The organism is Lysobacter sp. ESA13C, from assembly GCF_019970005.1.
GTDB classification, from domain to species: Bacteria; Pseudomonadota; Gammaproteobacteria; order Xanthomonadales; family Xanthomonadaceae; genus Lysobacter; species Lysobacter antibioticus_B.
In genome coordinates, this window is sequence record NZ_JAHXYK010000001.1 from 181,128 (window position 1) to 198,017 (window position 16,890).

Annotated in this window: 12 protein-coding genes; 4 read left to right on the forward strand and 8 right to left on the reverse strand. The window is 59.7% G+C overall.

Features of this window, described 5'->3' with window-relative positions; all coding sequences use genetic code 11:
* Positions 1-220 precede the first annotated feature (220 nt).
* Positions 221-727 (forward strand): hypothetical protein, encoded by a 507-nt coding sequence (locus LC490_RS00860; protein WP_223618938.1) that lies wholly within the window; start codon positions 221-223, stop codon positions 725-727.
* 6 nt (positions 728-733) lie between these two features.
* Positions 734-2,116, forward strand: coding sequence for an XVIPCD domain-containing protein (locus tag LC490_RS00865; protein ID WP_223618939.1), 1,383 nt, complete (start codon positions 734-736; stop codon positions 2,114-2,116).
* 67 nt (positions 2,117-2,183) lie between these two features.
* Here the strand turns inward: LC490_RS00865 and LC490_RS00870 are convergent, their stop codons facing one another.
* Positions 2,184-2,555 (reverse strand): hypothetical protein, encoded by a 372-nt coding sequence (locus LC490_RS00870; protein ID WP_223618940.1) that lies wholly within the window; start codon positions 2,553-2,555, stop codon positions 2,184-2,186.
* A gap of 330 nt (positions 2,556-2,885) precedes the next feature.
* Between LC490_RS00870 and LC490_RS00875 the strand changes: the two genes are divergently transcribed.
* Entirely contained in the window at positions 2,886-3,566 is a 681-nt protein-coding gene (locus LC490_RS00875) for a hypothetical protein (RefSeq protein WP_223618941.1), read from the forward strand.
* 723 nt (positions 3,567-4,289) lie between these two features.
* On the forward strand, positions 4,290-6,575 hold the full coding sequence (locus LC490_RS24555; RefSeq protein WP_223618942.1) for an SEC-C domain-containing protein: 2,286 nt from the start codon (positions 4,290-4,292) through the stop codon (positions 6,573-6,575).
* 109 nt (positions 6,576-6,684) lie between these two features.
* On the opposite strand, the gene LC490_RS00885 is transcribed toward LC490_RS24555, so the two are convergent.
* The 7 genes from LC490_RS00885 to LC490_RS00915 form a co-directional block, all read right to left on the reverse strand.
* Entirely contained in the window at positions 6,685-9,756 is a 3,072-nt protein-coding gene (locus LC490_RS00885; RefSeq protein ID WP_343222989.1) for an error-prone DNA polymerase, read from the reverse strand.
* Entirely contained in the window at positions 9,753-11,168 is a 1,416-nt protein-coding gene (locus LC490_RS00890) for a DNA polymerase Y family protein (protein WP_223618944.1), read from the reverse strand. The genes LC490_RS00885 and LC490_RS00890 overlap by 4 nt, the downstream gene beginning before the upstream one ends.
* Positions 11,169-11,177: 9 nt before the next feature.
* Entirely contained in the window at positions 11,178-11,792 is a 615-nt protein-coding gene (gene imuA / locus LC490_RS00895) for a translesion DNA synthesis-associated protein ImuA (protein ID WP_223618945.1), read from the reverse strand.
* Positions 11,792-12,409, reverse strand: a complete 618-nt coding sequence (gene lexA, locus LC490_RS00900) for a transcriptional repressor LexA (protein ID WP_223618946.1) — start codon at positions 12,407-12,409, stop codon at positions 11,792-11,794. Before lexA ends, imuA begins: the two co-directional genes overlap by 1 nt.
* Positions 12,410-12,567: 158 nt before the next feature.
* Positions 12,568-13,515, reverse strand: coding sequence for a DUF72 domain-containing protein (locus LC490_RS00905; protein ID WP_223618947.1), 948 nt, complete (start codon positions 13,513-13,515; stop codon positions 12,568-12,570).
* Between the two features lie 185 nt (positions 13,516-13,700).
* Complete coding sequence (locus LC490_RS00910) at positions 13,701-14,717, reverse strand: hypothetical protein (RefSeq protein ID WP_223618948.1); 1,017 nt, start codon at positions 14,715-14,717, stop codon at positions 13,701-13,703.
* 36 nt (positions 14,718-14,753) lie between these two features.
* On the reverse strand, positions 14,754-16,874 hold the full coding sequence (locus LC490_RS00915) for a P-loop NTPase fold protein (protein WP_223619283.1): 2,121 nt from the start codon (positions 16,872-16,874) through the stop codon (positions 14,754-14,756).
* Positions 16,875-16,890 lie beyond the last annotated feature (16 nt).

Sequence of the window (16,890 nt, forward strand, 5' to 3'; positions counted from 1 at the left end):
GAAGGGGCCATCACGCGTTTTTGCAACGGCCGGAGAGTGTCGTCGGTCGCTCACTCCGGGGCATTCGGATGCCGCCGCGCAATAGACAGGGAGAAAGAGGCACATGCCCGCGCTCAAGTTGGACCTTCTAGCGACCAGGCTGGCCCCGGTGGTCTGCATCATTGCTGCCTGTGCGTGCGCCTCTACCGCAGGGCCACTATCGGCTAAGGAGAACACCGCCATGACGGAATCGGCCGCATTGAAACCCGCCCTCAGTGCCCAGCAGCTGCACGACAGGGTTCTGGGATTGATTCTGAGCATGAGAGGTGCTCAGGACCTGTCCGCGCAGAACATCGGAGAGCGTACAGGGCTCCAAATGAAGCCCTATCCTGAAGACCCCCTCAAGTTCTACAGCGTTGGGACGTTGCCAGAGGATTGGTATTTCTCCCTAGTCACGCAGAAGCCCATTTCCGGCACACCGCACAACGCGCTTCTACTTAGCACTGGGCACAAAGGCGATGGATACAGCGACCGGACTCCGGTATGCATCGGCCTTGACCATTACCGATCCGCGCTCAGCGCGGCGGGGTTCAAAGAGTCGCAACGGGCGCCGAGGCTGGGAACGGAGTACAGGTTCTTCCGCTCGGAAAAGGTCTCGGTGCGCGTCGAACTGCAGGGCAGAACGAAGCTCTACGACAAAGATCTGTGTGTTACTCGGGTCTTCATAAGCGGCAAACCTCAGGGATGATCGAGCATGGCAACAGTTCAGGAAGAATTGGAAGCACGGCGCAAGCTGGACACAATGCTCGCCGACTTTGAGCGGCAGACGAGCAGCGATACCACGAGCCCTGGCGAGATTTTTCGAGGCGTCATCAATAGCACCCCGGGACTACGCGAGCAGTACGAGCGCGCGATCAAGGAGGGGCATCTGGTCGGCATTGAGGCCGAGACGGACCCTCGATTCAACGGAAGTTATGACGGTGATAGCCGCACGATGCGCCTATCAGTCGGACAGTTGAACGAAGCAGATCCTTCCAACGACCCGCGCGATGTGCGCGACGCGGTCAACTTTATTCGCTATACCGCCGGTCATGAGATCGACCACGCGCTCCACCGCGAGGAGAACGCGCGGTTAGCGGAGCGCTTCCGCGCTGAGGTCGCAGCCATCGCTGGCCGGCCATCCCCGCACGACTTTACCGGCCCAGTTAAGGAGTTCAACGAGGGCGCGCGCGTAAGTGAAGCAAGGGCGGAAATCGCAGGATTCAATACTGTTGCGGCTCAATTGAGGTATGAGAACCCCAAAGCAACAGTGGCGGAACTGTACGAAGTGGACGGCGGTGTCTCCAATTACATGGACAGCGACGACGAAACGCCACCCCATATCACGATAAATCCCGGTCTCCACATCAAGCCCGATTTGCAGCTAGACGCGGCCAGAAGTCTGGAGACAATGGCTAAGACGTTTTACGACGATCACAAGGGGTATCCCGCGCGGAACATCGATTGGGCTTTCGGGGAAATCTACCGTCAAGAGGCGATCGCACAAGCCGCTAACCCTGGACGCGCCTTCCCAGAGATCAGGATCAACGTTCAGGCTCTCGGTGCCGAGGTGACCTTGCCACCAGACTTCAAGGACGCCAGCCGCGCCCCACAGGACAAGTCGGCCCCGCCCGCCGAGCGTCCCACGGTGCCCGGAGCTGACGACCCCACTAACCAAGATCACAAGCTCTTGGAGAAGATCAGGGGCAGCGTGCGGGACCTGGAGCAAAGCATGGGCAAGCCCTGGGACGACCAGAGCGAGCGCATGAGCGCCAGTGCGCTTTCACTGGCGGTCGGCAGCAAATTCGGCCCTGGCGATGACGTGAAAGTTGCGCTGAACCGTCCCACGGACCAGAACGCGGCCGGAGAAGTCCTATTCGTGTACCGAGAGGGCCGCGGTGCATCACCAGACCCAGCGGCCAACTACGCACACATGCCGGTGTCGCAAGCGCTCTCGGTTCCGGCGTCGGAACGATACGAGCAAGCGCAGGGCATGCGCGAAACTCAAGCTGTCGAACAGCGACAAGCACAGGAGATGGCGCAGCAGGCTCAACGGGTGGACGGGCAGTCGCAGAGTGGGCCGCGAATTCAGCTCTAGACTCTTCCTGCAGATATCAACTCGACCTTACCACCCCGAACAAACTTCGGTCGGTCAAGTATCGATATCATGGTTTTTCCTCAGGTATAACGAAGAGCATCCCCCGCCTGTACGCATCGATAAACCTGAAGGTATTTTTCTCACCGGCAGGCACGTAGATCGTTCTGCAATGGTCGGTGATCATCTTGATGCAGTTGCACGTCTCGCCGGCGCTCTTCTTAACGACCTTTACCTTCCGCCCAGATAGATCATCTGTATTGACTTGGACCAACGATTCGCTGTTGTAGCTGATGCCTACGTAAGCCTTTGGCGGTGCGGCCAAGTGCGGAATGAACTGCATTTGCAAATTGGGATCAGCCACTCGGTAGGCTTCGCAAGTCTCCTCAGCGAAGGCCGACGTTGTTACAAGCAAAGAAAGCAGAATCCAATTCTTTCGCACGGTTGTTTCCTCACGGGCAGGCCAGCCCGCAAACCTGGACCGCGGACTTTGCCGCGAGACGACCAGCTTTGTCTAGCAGTTGGGAGCAACGAAACGCAATCGTCGATCACGTCCCAAAAATTCCTCGATAGCTTCACGCGACTGCTGCGACGGATTGGATTGTCGCGCGGTCTAGTACCGCTTACGCTCAAGCCAATCTTAACGATCCATCGGTAACAAGAAGTCCTGCCCGCAGTCTAGGCCCGGCTGCGCGGCCGCCCTTTTCGATACTCCACCCACGCCCGACGTCGTTGTCGGCAACCCACCTTTCGTACTTGAGCGAATCCAGGCATGAGCAGCGATCAGAAGACTCCCGACACCAAGAACGCAATCTCGATCCTTGATCGATCTACGGAGGGCACCTTTGCTTTCCTAGTTCTGGACGCCGTGCTAGCAGTCGACATCGCAGCTGCCCTATTTGCAGGAAAGAATCTCTTGTCATTGGACTGGAAGATTGGCGGGCCAGACGTGAGCGTCGGCGGGGCCATACTGTTCACCACTGGCTTTCTACTGCTGATGTCGTTCGGAAGCGGCGTACTGATCAGCATCTGCCGCTATCTACGTGATCGTATGCCTGAGTCGGCAACGGCCCCATATGAGCCCAGCCGAACTCTCGTCACGGCTGATGAACTCGAACAGCACGCGCTTGCTGAAGGCGACGCACTTTTGATGACTCGGGTCGACAAGGCGCGCGAGCAGGCTGCATCCCGTCGGAGTACCGGTCGAACACTGCTTGCGATTATTGCGTGTTGCTGGCCGCTACTTCTATTGGAGTCCTTCGTGCCAGGCACAACGGTCGCCTCTCTGACATCAGAAGTTGCTACGTCAATTGCCGCGCTCTCAGCCTTGCCAGTGTTCCTGCTGTTCCTGGAGATGCTCGGGTTCTCTGATTACAAGGTTACTCAGGTCCACTACCCCCCATTGGCACAAAAGAAGTGGGAGCGCTGGCGTGAGTCCAAGCGAGACAGATGATCGTGAAGCGCAACGGCCTGCTCTACCTGGGAGGGAGGTATCGCAGGTTTTAGATTGCCCGCGCCAAGTTGAGGACCCCGAGCCCGACGACGTGCCGCTTCCGACCGGTTATGCGCTTCTCTCATTTCCCCGTGCCTGGCCAGAAGTCGAATTTCCAGCCTCCCACTACAATGACTAGGCGCGCACCGTCTGGCGTGGAGCTGATGGGAATGTCGTTCTTGACTAAGACCTTCGCGGAGGAGCGCCGATTGAGTGCCCGGCGAGACAGGGCTCAGACGTCTGCCGGCTTTCGGGCTGACTACTAAGATCCGCCGCCCAGACCGTGCCGTCCTCGCAACTCTCACATCGACGCGGCAGATCCGGAGCGTCGCCGTCATTAGGATTCTGCACGCCTCGCACAACTAGCCGTCCGCGACCGCGTCTGCTACATCGCAAATAGGGCCACCGCTGCAGAGTTGATCGGGCCAATGCTAATCGCTCGCCTACCGAACGCATTCACCTCTTTGCGGCGGATTCGCATCGCTTTTCAGGCCGATTGCGATACAACGGCACAGGCCTCCGGCGCCAAGTTAACCAGTGGCCGCAGCCCCAGCATGCGGCAACCAGTTGCGGCCACCTTGTCCTATGTTTCGATACTCAAACTGTATAGTAGCAACCACCTATCTGCTGGCCCCCACTCCCGTGAATGACACTCCGATCGAGAAAGTATTCTCTGAGGCGCACGTGTCCGAGGCCCTGAGCGAGTTGCAGGCGCTGGCGCGTCGGCTTCGCGAGCTGATCGCATCGCAGCCGCCGAGGGAGTTGCTTGGCTATATTTATGCCGCACTTTTGCTCGGCTACGAGGAAGATGAAACGACTGCCGATGCCATGCCATCCGGAGCCGGCACCCTTCCTAAACAGAGCCTCGAAGAAGGTCAATTCCTCCTCGAATATATCCATGCCGTCTTAGCCACGACACTTCTGGACCCTGCACCTCGCTTCGACCAATCTGTCGCCGCTCAGATCTTTGATTTGTCAGAGCAACTAAGAGGCGCATCGCTGACGGTCGCGATGATGATCGCGGCGAGGAGTTCCGAGACTCAGTTTGGCCCCAGCACTAGATCCCTGCTATTCCACGCACTCTCGACCTGGGTCCTCATGCGCGGCCACCGCTATCAGGCTCTTGAGGAAGAATTCTTTGACTTTGCTCTCTTTCCGCATGACGAAGCGTTGCGGCACGCCTATGGCGTTGGCTCACAAGAAATTGCTGCGGGCATTCAGGCTTTTACTGACGCGGTGCTTTTAGGCCACGTCAAGGCGTTTCGCGTTATTGAGCAATCAAGAGAAGATGCGATCGAGTTCGCTGCGGCGCACGAGCAACCAATGAAGGAGATCATCGCCGAATGGAAGTCCGAACGAGCTGATTCGTTGGCGGCGGCTCAGGAAGCATTTGCTGATCTGTTCCAGGGAGGTATCTGCAACGTCTCTCGCCATACACAGCTTCCAACTTCGCTGCTAGACGATCTGTCGTACTCAATTGCTGAGGAAACGGAGTTCTTCGCGCCCGGAGAATATTCTGGAACACCCTTTCTTACGCTTCCTGCTCGAAAGAAGCCACTCATCAAGCTGGATGGCGAGCACTACCTTACCGACCCGAGCTTTGCCCGAGATGCGGCGTATCGCGCCATTTTGCACAACCTTCTGAATCGGCACCCCGAGTACGGGGACAATTTCAAGCTTAACCAGAAGCAGTGGAGCGAATCCGCCTTCGCGAATATTTTCAAGAATCAGTTGAAAGGCGCAACGATTCTTAACGAGGTGTATTACCGCCGAGACGGGAACTGGTACGAGAATGATACCGTTATCCTTTTAGACGGCGTTCTCATCCTTGTGGAGGCGAAATCAGGGGCGGCAGCCACCATTGCTTCACCTGCCTCTAACTTTGAGCGTCATGCAAGGACGCTACGCGATCTGATCGTCAAGGCCTACGAGCAGTGCCGGCGTTTTCTTGAGTACCTTCAGTCCGCCAAGGAGGTCCCGCTATTTGCGTTAAATGCTGGTCGTTACGAGGAGGTTGCTCGAATCCGCCTCTCAGATTTTTGGCTCGTACTGCCCGTTGGACTGACGGTAGAGTCATATTCTCCATTTTCCACCAGCAGTAAACAGCTGCCTGGCGTTGCTCAGATCCTAGGTCGATACCCATTCATTTCAGTGGCGATCGACGAACTGATGGTAGTCAGCCGGTTCCTTCCGAACGCCGGCGCATTGATGCATTACCTGCGCATCCGTCAGGAAGTAGCGGGGATAAAAGAAGTCTTCTTGTTCGACGAACTCGATCATCTTGGTGCATACATCACCAAGAATCGATTTTTCGACGAGCTACGCCCACAAATCGACGAAGGAGCGAACTGGATTGTCGTCGACGGCATGAGTTCCGTCATTGATGACTACTTCAGCCACGCGGAGTGGGCGCAAATGGCTCCGCCTGCCCAGGAGTGCCCTCAGGAAGTACGCGATCTTCTTGATGCTTTGGAGCGCACTCATGCCCCTGGATGGATCGAGGCGGACAGCCATTTGCGCGACTTTGGCCTGGAAGGTCGCAACGACATGGCAACGCAGCTGGAGCCATTGCGAAAGAGTTTGCGAGAGCATCCTCACCGCTATTTCGCACTCCGTTCTGATATTGGGCTGTTCTTTTGGCTGCATCGCGGCGGCATTTCCACACAGCTCGCAGCAGCTGAGTTGAAGGCGCAAACTGTTGCTGTATCTCTCGAAGTCGATCAAGTCTTACTCATCCTAGCGGAAGTCGACGAGCGAGGTCGCTACTCGGCCGCCTGTCCCCGTTGGATTCGGCGCCCGTCGGAGGTTTCGGACACGATGCGGGCGGACGCTGCGGCGCTCAGCCGTCGGTCCGTAAATCCGGCAATGGCTTTACCGGTCGCGACCGGACATACAGGGCGCAAGCTCGGCCGCAATGATCCTTGCTGGTGTGGCAATGGAAAGAAGTTCAAAAAGTGCCACGGCCGTTAATGACTAACGTTGCCGTCGAGGGCGGTGACATACAAAGGCTGTAGCGGATTGGTTAGTGTGAGCCCACATTACAGGGATGCAGCCGGCACCAGATTGTAGAAGGGCCTTTTCAATGGAAATCTCTGCTGCGTGTGTGGAGTCCGCCGAGCATTCCTGACAGGTCATGAAGGCGCGCGGCAATCAGATTGCCTACGCCATCTACCTTCTCCCACTTACCATCGACGACCAGCAGTCGCGAGCCGAGCAGTTCCCTGCGTTGCTTAGCACCCAGAGCCGGCCAGACGATTACCTGCACGATCCCCGTCTCATCTTCGAGCGTCAGGAACGTCGTGCCATGCGCGGTTTCTGGCCGTTGCCGCAGCGTCACCAAGCCGGCCACCCTGACCCGCGAACCAGTTCGCCGCTGCCCCAACTCCGTGCTTGCCAGGCAACGCTTCGTCTTCAGCTGTTCGCGCACTAGCGCGATGGGGTGCGCGCCAAGCGTAAGGCCCAAAGTGGCGTAGTCCGCGAGCAGATCCTCGCCCGCAGAGGGCGTTGGCATTTCGATTGCATCTTCGTCCGGACTTCCAGAGAACAACGGTCGCTGCTGTTCCACCCCGGCGACTGACCAACGCGCTCCGTTGCGATGCCCGGCCAGTGACGCCAAGGCGCCGGCCTCGACCAAGATCGCCCGTTCGCGCTGGTCAAGTTCGGCGCGGTGACACAGGTCCGCAACGCCTCGGAACGGCGCCGCCGCACGCGCGGCCTCGACCCGTACCGCAGCATCCTCAGAGAAGCCGCGAATTTCCCGCAGTCCTAGCCGGATCGCTGGCTGCTCCGACCGATCGGCGCGGTCTTCTAAGGTGTTGTCCCAGCAGCTGGTCAGGACATCGACTGGACGCACTTCCACGCCGTGGCGTATCGCGTCCTGGGTAATCTGACTGGTCGAGTAGAAGCCCATCGGCTGTGAGTTCAGCAAACCGCAGGCGAAAGCCGCCGGCTCGTGGCATTTCAGCCAGCTACTCGCATAGGACAGCAAAGCGAAGCTCGCGGCATGGCTTTCGGGGAAGCCGTATCCGGAGAACCCCAGAATTTGCTGGAAGGTTTCGTCGGCGTACTCGCGCGAGTAACCATTGCCGATCATGCCGCTGACGATCTTCTCGTAGTGGAGATCCATGTTTCCATGGCGCTTCCACGCAGCCATCGACCGACGCAGTTGATCGGCCTCGCCAGCGTTGTAGCCGGCCGCCACCATGGCGACACGCATCACCTGTTCCTGGAACAGCGGCACGCCCAGCGTGCGCTCGAAGATCGCCTTGATGTCATCGTTGGGGTAGACCGCATGCTCCTTGCCCTGCCGGCGCTGGATGAAGGGGTGGACCATCTTTCCCTGGATCGGACCCGGGCGGATGATCGCGACCTCGATCACCAAGTCGTAGAAGCACCGGGGCTTCATCCGCGGCAGCATCGACATCTGCGCGCGGCTTTCGATCTGGAACACGCCGACGGTGTCGGCGGCAGAGATCATGTCGTAGGTCGCCTTGTCCTCGGCCGGAATCGTGGCGGGCGATAGATCTCGACCGCGATGCGACCGCAACAGGTCCAGCGTCTTGCGGATGCAGGTCAACATGCCCAGCGCCAGGCAGTCCACCTTGAGCAATCCGAGACTGTCGAGGTCGTCCTTGTCCCATTGAATGATGGTCCGATCCGCCATGGCGGCGTTCTCGACAGGTACGAGAGTCGACAGCGGCGCATCGGAAATGACGAAGCCGCCGACGTGCTGGGAGAGGTGTCTTGGGTGATCCAGCAATTCCAGCGTCAGGCCGATGACTTTCCGCATGATCCGGCTGTCGGGGTCGAACCCGGCCTCGATCAACTTTTCGTCGATCGGGGCCTCGCCGCTCCACCAGCCAAAGCAGTTGCTCAGGGCATCGATTTGATCCGGCGGCAGGCCCAGGGCTCTCGCCACGTCTCGGACAGCGGACTTACCCCGGTAGCAAATGACGGTCGCGGCGAGCGCCGCCCGGTCGCGGCCGTATCGGTCGTAGATGTACTGAATAACCTCCTCGCGCCGCTCGTGCTCGAAGTCGATGTCGATGTCGGGCGGCTCGTCGCGCTCTTTCGAGATGAACCGCTCCATGAGCATGTTCATGCGCATTGGATCGACTTCGGTGACGCCGATGGCGAAGCAGACGGCCGAGTTGGCGGCCGAACCCCGCCCTTGGCACAAGATGCCTTGGCTGCGCGCGAAGCGGACGATGTCGTAGACCGTCAGAAAGTAGGCTTCGTAGTCGAGCGACCGGATCAAGGTCAATTCGTGCTCGATCTGCGCCCGCACCGCCTCCGATACCCCGCCGGGCCAGCGCCAGCGCACCCCGTCCTCGGTCAATTTCCGCAGCCAACTGGCCGGTGTGTAGCCTTCTGGCACGACCTCGGCTGGGTATTGATACTTCAACTCGCTCAGGGTGAATCGGCAGCGTGCCGCGATCCGCACGGTTTCCGCTAACAGCGACTCGGAGTAGATGGTGGCGAGAGCCGCGCGCTGTCGTAAGTGTCGCTCGCCATTGCGAAACAGGTGGCGTCCGGCTTCCACTATGGTCAGGCTATGGCGCGTGGCGGTCATTACATCCTGCAGCGCGCGGCGGCGGCGGATATCCATGTGCACGTCGCCAGCGGCCACCATCGGCAGCCCGGCCGAGCGGGCCAAGCTCGTCAGCTCAATCAGGCGCTGGTCGTCGTCCCCTTCGCGATGAAGCTCCACCGCGAGCCAAGCGCGATCAACGAACGTCTCATGCAGCCATCGGGCATCCGCCGCGGTGGCGCCTTTGCCCGGAACCCAGAGTACGAGGCAGCCGAGCAAGCCATCGGCCACATCGGCGCGCGTGAGGCGGTACGTTCCTTTCTCCGATACGCGTCGACCGTGGGTAATCAGCTCGCAAAGCCGGGTGTACCCCGCTTTCGACTCAACCAGCACCACCAACTTGGTGCCGCATTCCAGGTTCAGTTCGTTGCCGACGATCAGCGGCACACCATGCTTCTTGGACGCTTCGTGCGCTCGAACGATGCCCGCCATCGTGCATTCGTCGGTGATGGCCAGCGCACTGTAGCCGACCCGTTTGGCACGCTCGAACAACTGGTCCGCGCTCGCGGCCCCACGCTGGAACGAGAAATCCGACAGGCAATGCAGTTCGGCGTAGTTCACGCGAACCAACCATGGACCATCCACGGGCCCCGTTCGCCGACGCCGGTAAACGCCCACGCACGCTGACCGGTCGATGTTTGCAGCACGTAGTAGTCACGGCGCGCGTCGCCATCGTCCCACCAGCCGGTCTCGATACGTTCCGGTCCCGACAGGACTTCAATGTGCCGATCATGCAGGGGGATGGGGCGTTCCAGCAGCCACGTCGGACGCGCAGGGCGGTCGAGATCGGGGACGGGCTTGGCTGATGCACTCTGGGCCCAAGCGCGCTCGGGCCGCGGGTCTACCGTGGGCACCACTTGGTAAACCCCATCGGCCCCGATCTTTGCCCGCAGCCGCTCCCGCAGTTGAATCCACGGTACCGCCTGCGCCGGGCGATCGTCGAAGAGATCGCGCCCTTCCGGGACGTAAGGCGGTAAGTGCTGTGCGAACAGGCGCAGGGCGACGATCGGCGCCGGTACCGAAGCCTGCTCCAATCGGCCGCGGGTCAACTCGAACAGCATCGCTGGGTCGCGCTCCGCCGCCAGCAGTCCCACCGACACGATGGTCGGCGCACGCCCTTCGTGCTCCAGCTGCAACTCGAAGTCCTGGACACCGCCGTCCCGGCCCGCGAGATAGGTGGCCAAGTCGGCGGTCATGCGCCGAACCGGGAACATCAAGGCGAAATGGTTTTCTACCTCGTAGCTCAGCTCGACACGCATGTCGAAGCGGTCCGGCGGCTGGTAATAATCCAGCAGGTCCGGAGCCCGGCCCAGCATGCGATCCATATGATCCAGCAGGTCCGAGCCGAATCGACGCCGAGCGGCGTCCCTGGGCAACTCGAACACCTGCCGCAGGCGGCGCAACCCCATCCGGTGCAGACGGTCGCCTACGTCTTCAGGCAGGTGGCCGCGGGTAACGGGCACACGGCCCAGGACGTCGGCCAGCGCCTGGCGGTCCTCGACGGCCAAACCGTCGTGGACACCGGCCAACACACGCGCCGCGCGCGGGGTCGGGGCCAGCGCAATGCGGTGACGGTAGCCCAGGCCGATCAGGTCCTCGCGCAGCCTGGCCTGGAACTTGTCCCACCGGCCGAAGATGGCAAAGCTCCGCTCGGCTTCAAGCAGGATGCAACCTGGCCAGCCCGCGTACACCTCGCTGCTGTAGCGGTAGGCCCAGGCCGCGAGAAACTCCTGACATCGCGCGACATCGACTTCGTCGTAGTCGACGGAGACGAAGTCGGACAACAGCGCTTGGGCGGCGGCGAGTCGCTGGCCAGGCCTTAGACCAGCATCAAAAGCCGGGCGATTGACCGTGACGATTTCGCGCCGGTTTTGGCCGCCTGCGACAAGCACCAACGGACGCGCCGCGTTGGGATGCCGACGCAGCACGCTGTCGATCGCCAGATGCGGCAGATGGATACACGCCCAGAGCACGGCGAAACCTCACTCGTGGGCTGGGATAGCGAAGGAACGGTGAGGCGCTACCCCGCCGCGGCATTTGGCTACCCGGAGCGATCGATGAACGCCAATCTCCAGGCGCAGCGGCGCCGGCGACGGGTTGCTCCCGCACCGTAGCGGGCGAAATGCGAACCCTAGCGTTCGCCCGGTATCCGCAGCGACTTGCAGGCGCCGCAGGCCGTGGTGGTCGATCTTCTGCGGCCACATCAGCACCGCGCCGAACGCCCCGGAACGCAGACATTGCTCCGCAGCCCAAAGCGCCAGTTTTGGCGCGGCCCGGACGACGTGCATTCGGGCTAGGGCGATCCCTCTGGATTGGAACGCCGGGGCATAAGGGATATAGGGCGGGCTGATCAGCGCGAGCAATTGCCCGGCCGACGTGAGGCGGCAAAGGGTCGGAATGAGCAAGTCCAACTCGCCCATCCCATCGGACGGAATCAGGATTTCGACCAAAGATGCCTCAGGCCAACCGCCGGTCGGCAGCCCGGCATCCAGTTCGGCCAGCCCCGTCGGCTGCGCGCTACTTGGGGCGGTCGGAACCGCGCCACGCCACACCCGTTGGGACGTGATCAGGTCAGTGAGGGCGACTACCTGGCCCATCAGCCTGCCCGCATCAAGCCGCAATACAGGCCGACGACCTCGAAGGCCTCTGTCGGGTCTGGATCGATGGTGGGAAAGTCAGGGTTGGCCGCCAGAAGCCGAAGCTGGCCATCGCGGCGGTAAAGCCTTTTGACCGTGATGCCTTCGTCGCCAAGGCGGGCGACTACGATCTGGCCATGCTCGGCGTCGGGCGTCGCCCGGACGCCGATGAGGTCGCCATCCAGAATGCCGGCATCGCGCATGGACATCCCGTGCACGCGCAGCAGGTAGGTCGGGTTCGGGCGGAAAAAGAGCCGATCGACGGCGATCGTTCGCTCGATCTGGTCGTCCGACAGGATGGGCTGCCCGGCGGCCACTCGGCCGACCAACGGCAGGGAAAGGGTCTCGCTGTCCTGGCGCGGCGGGCCCGCTAGCCGAATGCCCCGAGCCTTGCCGGCTGCGATCTCGATGGCGCCCTTGGCCTGCAGAGCGGCCAAATGCTTGCTGACGCCGTGGGGGCTGGCCAGACCGAACGCCGAGGCAATTTCCGCGACCGTCGGGGCCATACCGCGCGCGGCGATGTGCTGACGCAGGTAGTCCAGGACGGCTTCTTGGCGATCGGTGAGGTGGGTGCTCATGGTGTATATCTATACACCTCGACGGGCGGCGGATGCCAACCCAACCTGCGTCCCTTCAGTCCCACAGGGCGCGACACTCGGCAAATCAAGAAGTTAGACGCAAGTCTCAGAACCGACTTGGCCCGGGTGCGTCCGTGAAGTGGGCTCGAATGCGCGACTCAGACGATCTCGCGTTCGGGAGTCGGCCACGAGCCAGGTCGGGCCAAGCCGAGTTGTTCCATCAGGGTCGTCGCGTTCCGGACGCCCTGGTCCTCGTAGTTGTTGTTGAACACCACGTGGGTCTCCTGGACGGCCGCGGCGATTTCTTCGATCTGCCGTGCCAGTTGGCCGAGTTCCAGGTCGGTGTAGTCGTAGTTGAATCGGTCCGACGCGACCGTCGCGCCCTTGATGTCCCAAGTCTCCTCATTCCGGCCGTGCAGTCGGACGATGGCCAGGCGCTCGTTCGTCGTCGCCCATACCTGCGGGATCGATTGGCTCGGGATGTTCTGTGGTTCGTCAACGATCACGTGGGTGACCCCGAGGCGAGTCTCCCAGTCCAAGGTGTCGTTGTCGCGCGTGCCATCGAACCAACCAATCGACCTGAACTCGACTGCGAGGTGGTAACCCGCCAGCCGGTCCACGCATTCCTCGACATGGGCGATCGTTTGCGGCGCGGGCTTCACCCAGTGCGGGAACTGAAAATGGACGGCTTTCAGCTTGCCGGCATCACGTAGCGGGCGGATGCCGAGCTCGTACCGACGCCAAATCTCGTCGCGGATTTCCAGCGGCGTGTCTTTGTAGTAGAGGTTCTTCTTCTCTACGAAGTGCAGGGCGAGCGCGTCCTGAATATCTTTGGGCAGGGCAACGCGCGGCGTCTGGTGTCCGGTTAGGAGGCGATACGCTTTAATGTTGAAGGTGAAGTCGTCCGGCGTGCGCTCGGCCCACTTCTGAGCATTCGCTGGGCTCGGAAGCGCGTAGTACGACGAGTCAACCTCGACCATCGGGAACCGAGTCGCGTAGTAACGCAGCATCGGCTCGGGCTTCGAAGCGTCCTTAGGGTAGAAACGCTTGGTCTTAATCAGGCTGGGATCAGCCCAGCTCGCAGTTCCGACAAGGATTCGAGCCATGGGCTGCTCCTGCGTCTACGATGGCCAGAACATACCACCGTAAACACTCAGCTGGCGCAGACGGTCGCCGTCCCCAAGCATTCTATCGTCACGAGCCGTAAAGCGCCTTCTGCTTGCTCAGCTGATAGAGCTTAAGTCCAGCACAGACGAAGCGGGGCACTGCAGCGCCAGCCAGTGTCGCGCTGCTAGCTGCCTGAATCGCGCTCTATGGCTCGCCCAAGGCTGAGATCGCTTGCACTCCGAGCGTCGTGATCGAGGATGTAATTGAGCGCGGCGCGGCTGAGAGGGAAGAGAACCGTGTAAAGCAAGTCTGTGTTGATGCTCGACCCCTTATGGGCGACCCTATTGCGTTGCTCAATCAGGGCGGCGCAGCGCGTCTGATCTACGACGATAGGCCCACTCAGACCGTTGATGCTGGAGCAGCCCAGCGCATCGACGATGCGGGCGAGCTTCGCCGCCCGGCCCTCAACCGTGGTTGTCGGATTGTTTAACAGACCGTTCAGTCGCTGCAACGTCACGCTATCCGAGCGGACGACGCTCTGCAGCTGCGCTTTCTGCTCAGATGAAAACAATGGCGTGAACAAAGACACGAACTCAGCGCGCTTCTCCAACTCTTCAAGAATGACGAACCAGAATAGGAACTTCGACTTGGGTTGCTGCGCCTTCATTCCTTCTACGAATACGTCGGTGAGCGGCGACCAACGCAAGGCAGACAAAACCGCGGGCGTGACGGGAACGCCTTCAAGGGAGGTGATCTCCAGCGATCCTTCCATACCTCCGCTCTGCGCCGTGAGCGTCTTCACGCCGGCCCATCGGATGTCCACATAGAGGTTGCCATACCACGGATCGCGCTGGCCGGTCGCTAGCTTAGCTGACCACGCGTCAGCGAGCTTCTGGAGGAAGCTGAACGCTTCGGGCTCAGTCATGGCTCGGTCAAAGTCGACCCTAAGAAGCCGCGTATCGCCGCTAGGCCGGGCCAGTGTGAATTTCACCAGCGGCACCCCAAGGATAGTGAGGTCCCGAAGCTCAATCTCGGCCAAGCGATCCTTCGACGAAGCCTCTAGAGGGACGAACTCGCCGTAGCGCGCTGATTGGAACCCGGGATTAGCAATGTCATGCGAGGCCACCAGTCTCAGCGGCGCTTCGAATCCGTAGACAATTCTTTGGTCGGCGCCCATGCTCGTTCCGTTGTACGGTTTCATTGCTGAGACTCGAAAACAACAATATACATGTGGCAATTAATGTCGAGCATCGGATCCGTTGAACCCATATAGAGGCCTTCCTTCAACCACAGATCTCCAAGCAGCGCGCAGTGGATAGTCTAGTTGCGAATTGTCGAGGCGCCGTTTGGCATGCGCTACGAACGTCCTCAAATTCACCATACGGCGAAATGCGACATCGTCAGGGAGAGCATAGGCTTGCCCACCGTCCGAGCTAAAGGAATGCTTGAGAAAGTGCAACGCGAATTGATCAAGATCCGGATCGTTGCGCTTGGCTACTGAGAACAGATTTTTGGCCGAAGCCTCACTGCAAACCCGCATGATCGTCCAGAGCACACGCGACGGATTACACTTCAGCCACAGCGTGCCATCTTCGACGGCGGCAGTGGCGTTTTCCGCGAGCTTAATAGCCGCTGCCTTCTTCCGAGAAGGACTACAAACAATGTCGCCCTCCTCATGCTGCGTAGCCAGGCTATGCCACAGGATCTCGGACGCAACCGTCAGAGCCAGAGGATCGCAGGCAATAGCAAAAGCGATTTCTTTTGCATTACGGGTACCGTTCGAAGCGACCAGCTGGCGGATTGCGTTGATGGCGAGCGACTCCGCTGGAAGGCTAAAGAATCTCCTTTCACTACTTGAAGTGGACATAGGAGGTCTATCGACGACACGCGCTATAGAGAGGCAAAGTTCGGTTAGATCCAGAATTTCGTTCTCAGATACCACCTTCGCCAAGTCGCCTAATAGCTCAAGGAAACCGAGACAGTTCGCCGCAGTAATCCTAGCTTCGATTCCAAGTCGTTCTGCCGGCTGGTAGAGGTAGCGCCTAGCGTCTACAAGACTAACGTCGGTTGAGCCAATCGCCATGCTCAAGGCGATGTTCAAGCGACTAGGAGCGGCGAGATGACCCTCCACATCGTTCGCACTACGATTTGCGAAGCGTCCGCTTGCCTGCGCATTGGCCGGGAATAGATGATCCATAAGTTCTCGAACAGCTTTTGGATTTCCAGTTGTGGCGTAGAGCAGTTCCGTGGCTTTTCGGTGTTCTTCTTGATTCTTTTTCTTATCTCCCGTGTGGGAAGAGTTCGCGGGCGTAAACAGCGCCGGATTTCTACGAAGTGCGTCGTACACGCGAGGAGCTCGCACCATTAGACAAGCCAGACCGAGGATGTCTGCGAACACGACCTCGCCCCGCAAGGCAGGCTCTATGACGCTTAGGGTATTCATCACCCGCGTGACGTCTCGCGGCTGCTCTAATAGATCACGCAAACCGTGAAAATATAACGCACGAAGTCGTTCCTCTTGATTGCGGAAACGAGGGGTCGTCGCTTCGGCTGGAAGCGAGGCGATCCCATCATTAAGCAACTGAAGGCGCGCGCTCGAGGATATTGCAGGGACCGGCAGGCGAACTTGAACAATCTTGTCAATGTAGCTCACTGCGTGTGGAATGGCTGCGGACTTTAAAGCCAGCCGAATGTACTCAGGGTCCCAAGCGACGATGTAGCCTATATTTGGCAGGTGACCGACGGCCTTTATGATCCTTACCATCTCAAATACTTCGGCAGGGAAGAGACGATCCACATCGTCCACGAATACGTAGATCTTCTTGTTGAATTTCGCAAGCACTTTTTCGAGCTTGTCTTTTTGAGCAGCGATGTCCCGAGACTTCTGATCCGCGACGCCGCCAGTTGCCTTGCCCGCTGACTTCAAAAGGTTTTTAACTATTGACGCCCAAGGCTCAGCTCCAGGCAGCCATTTCAGAAAATCAAAGACCTCTGCATAGTTCAGCAGCTCTTTGGATACTCTTTTCGCGTCATCAGCATGATCTTCGAGATTGATGGCAGCCGAAACAGAGTGGAGGAACTGCCGCAGAAGTGAATCGCGTTCGCCGATAAGCCACGGATTGAAATGGACGATGACTGATTCATCTGGCTTCTCCGTGCGGATAAGTTGCTCCATCATGGAAAGGGCGGAAGTCTTGCCGCTGCCCCATGGCCCCTCGATCGACAGCACGAATCCTGCCGTTGAAGAAACGCGGCCAAGAGCGGCAACCGCCGCCGTCGCGAATCCGAGTCGGTGCAACTTGTCGTGATCGATGGCGTCTGACGCCCGCAACGGCTGATCTGGGTCAATTCGCGGCATATCGCTCACCATGAAT

Excerpts from the sequence above, each read along its gene's own strand:
- LC490_RS00875 (WP_223618941.1), top strand. The coding sequence starts at position 2,886 with ATGAGCAGCGATCAGAAGACTCCCGACACCAAGAACGCAATCTCGATC.
- LC490_RS00910 (WP_223618948.1), bottom strand. The coding sequence starts at position 14,717 with ATGAAACCGTACAACGGAACGAGCATGGGCGCCGACCAAAGAATTGTC.
- LC490_RS00865 (WP_223618939.1), top strand. The coding sequence starts at position 734 with ATGGCAACAGTTCAGGAAGAATTGGAAGCACGGCGCAAGCTGGACACA.
- imuA (WP_223618945.1), bottom strand. The coding sequence starts at position 11,792 with ATGGGCCAGGTAGTCGCCCTCACTGACCTGATCACGTCCCAACGGGTG.
- LC490_RS00915 (WP_223619283.1), bottom strand. The coding sequence starts at position 16,874 with ATGCCGCGAATTGACCCAGATCAGCCGTTGCGGGCGTCAGACGCCATC.
- lexA (WP_223618946.1), bottom strand. The coding sequence starts at position 12,409 with ATGAGCACCCACCTCACCGATCGCCAAGAAGCCGTCCTGGACTACCTG.
- LC490_RS00905 (WP_223618947.1), bottom strand. The coding sequence starts at position 13,515 with ATGGCTCGAATCCTTGTCGGAACTGCGAGCTGGGCTGATCCCAGCCTG.
- LC490_RS00860 (WP_223618938.1), top strand. The coding sequence starts at position 221 with ATGACGGAATCGGCCGCATTGAAACCCGCCCTCAGTGCCCAGCAGCTG.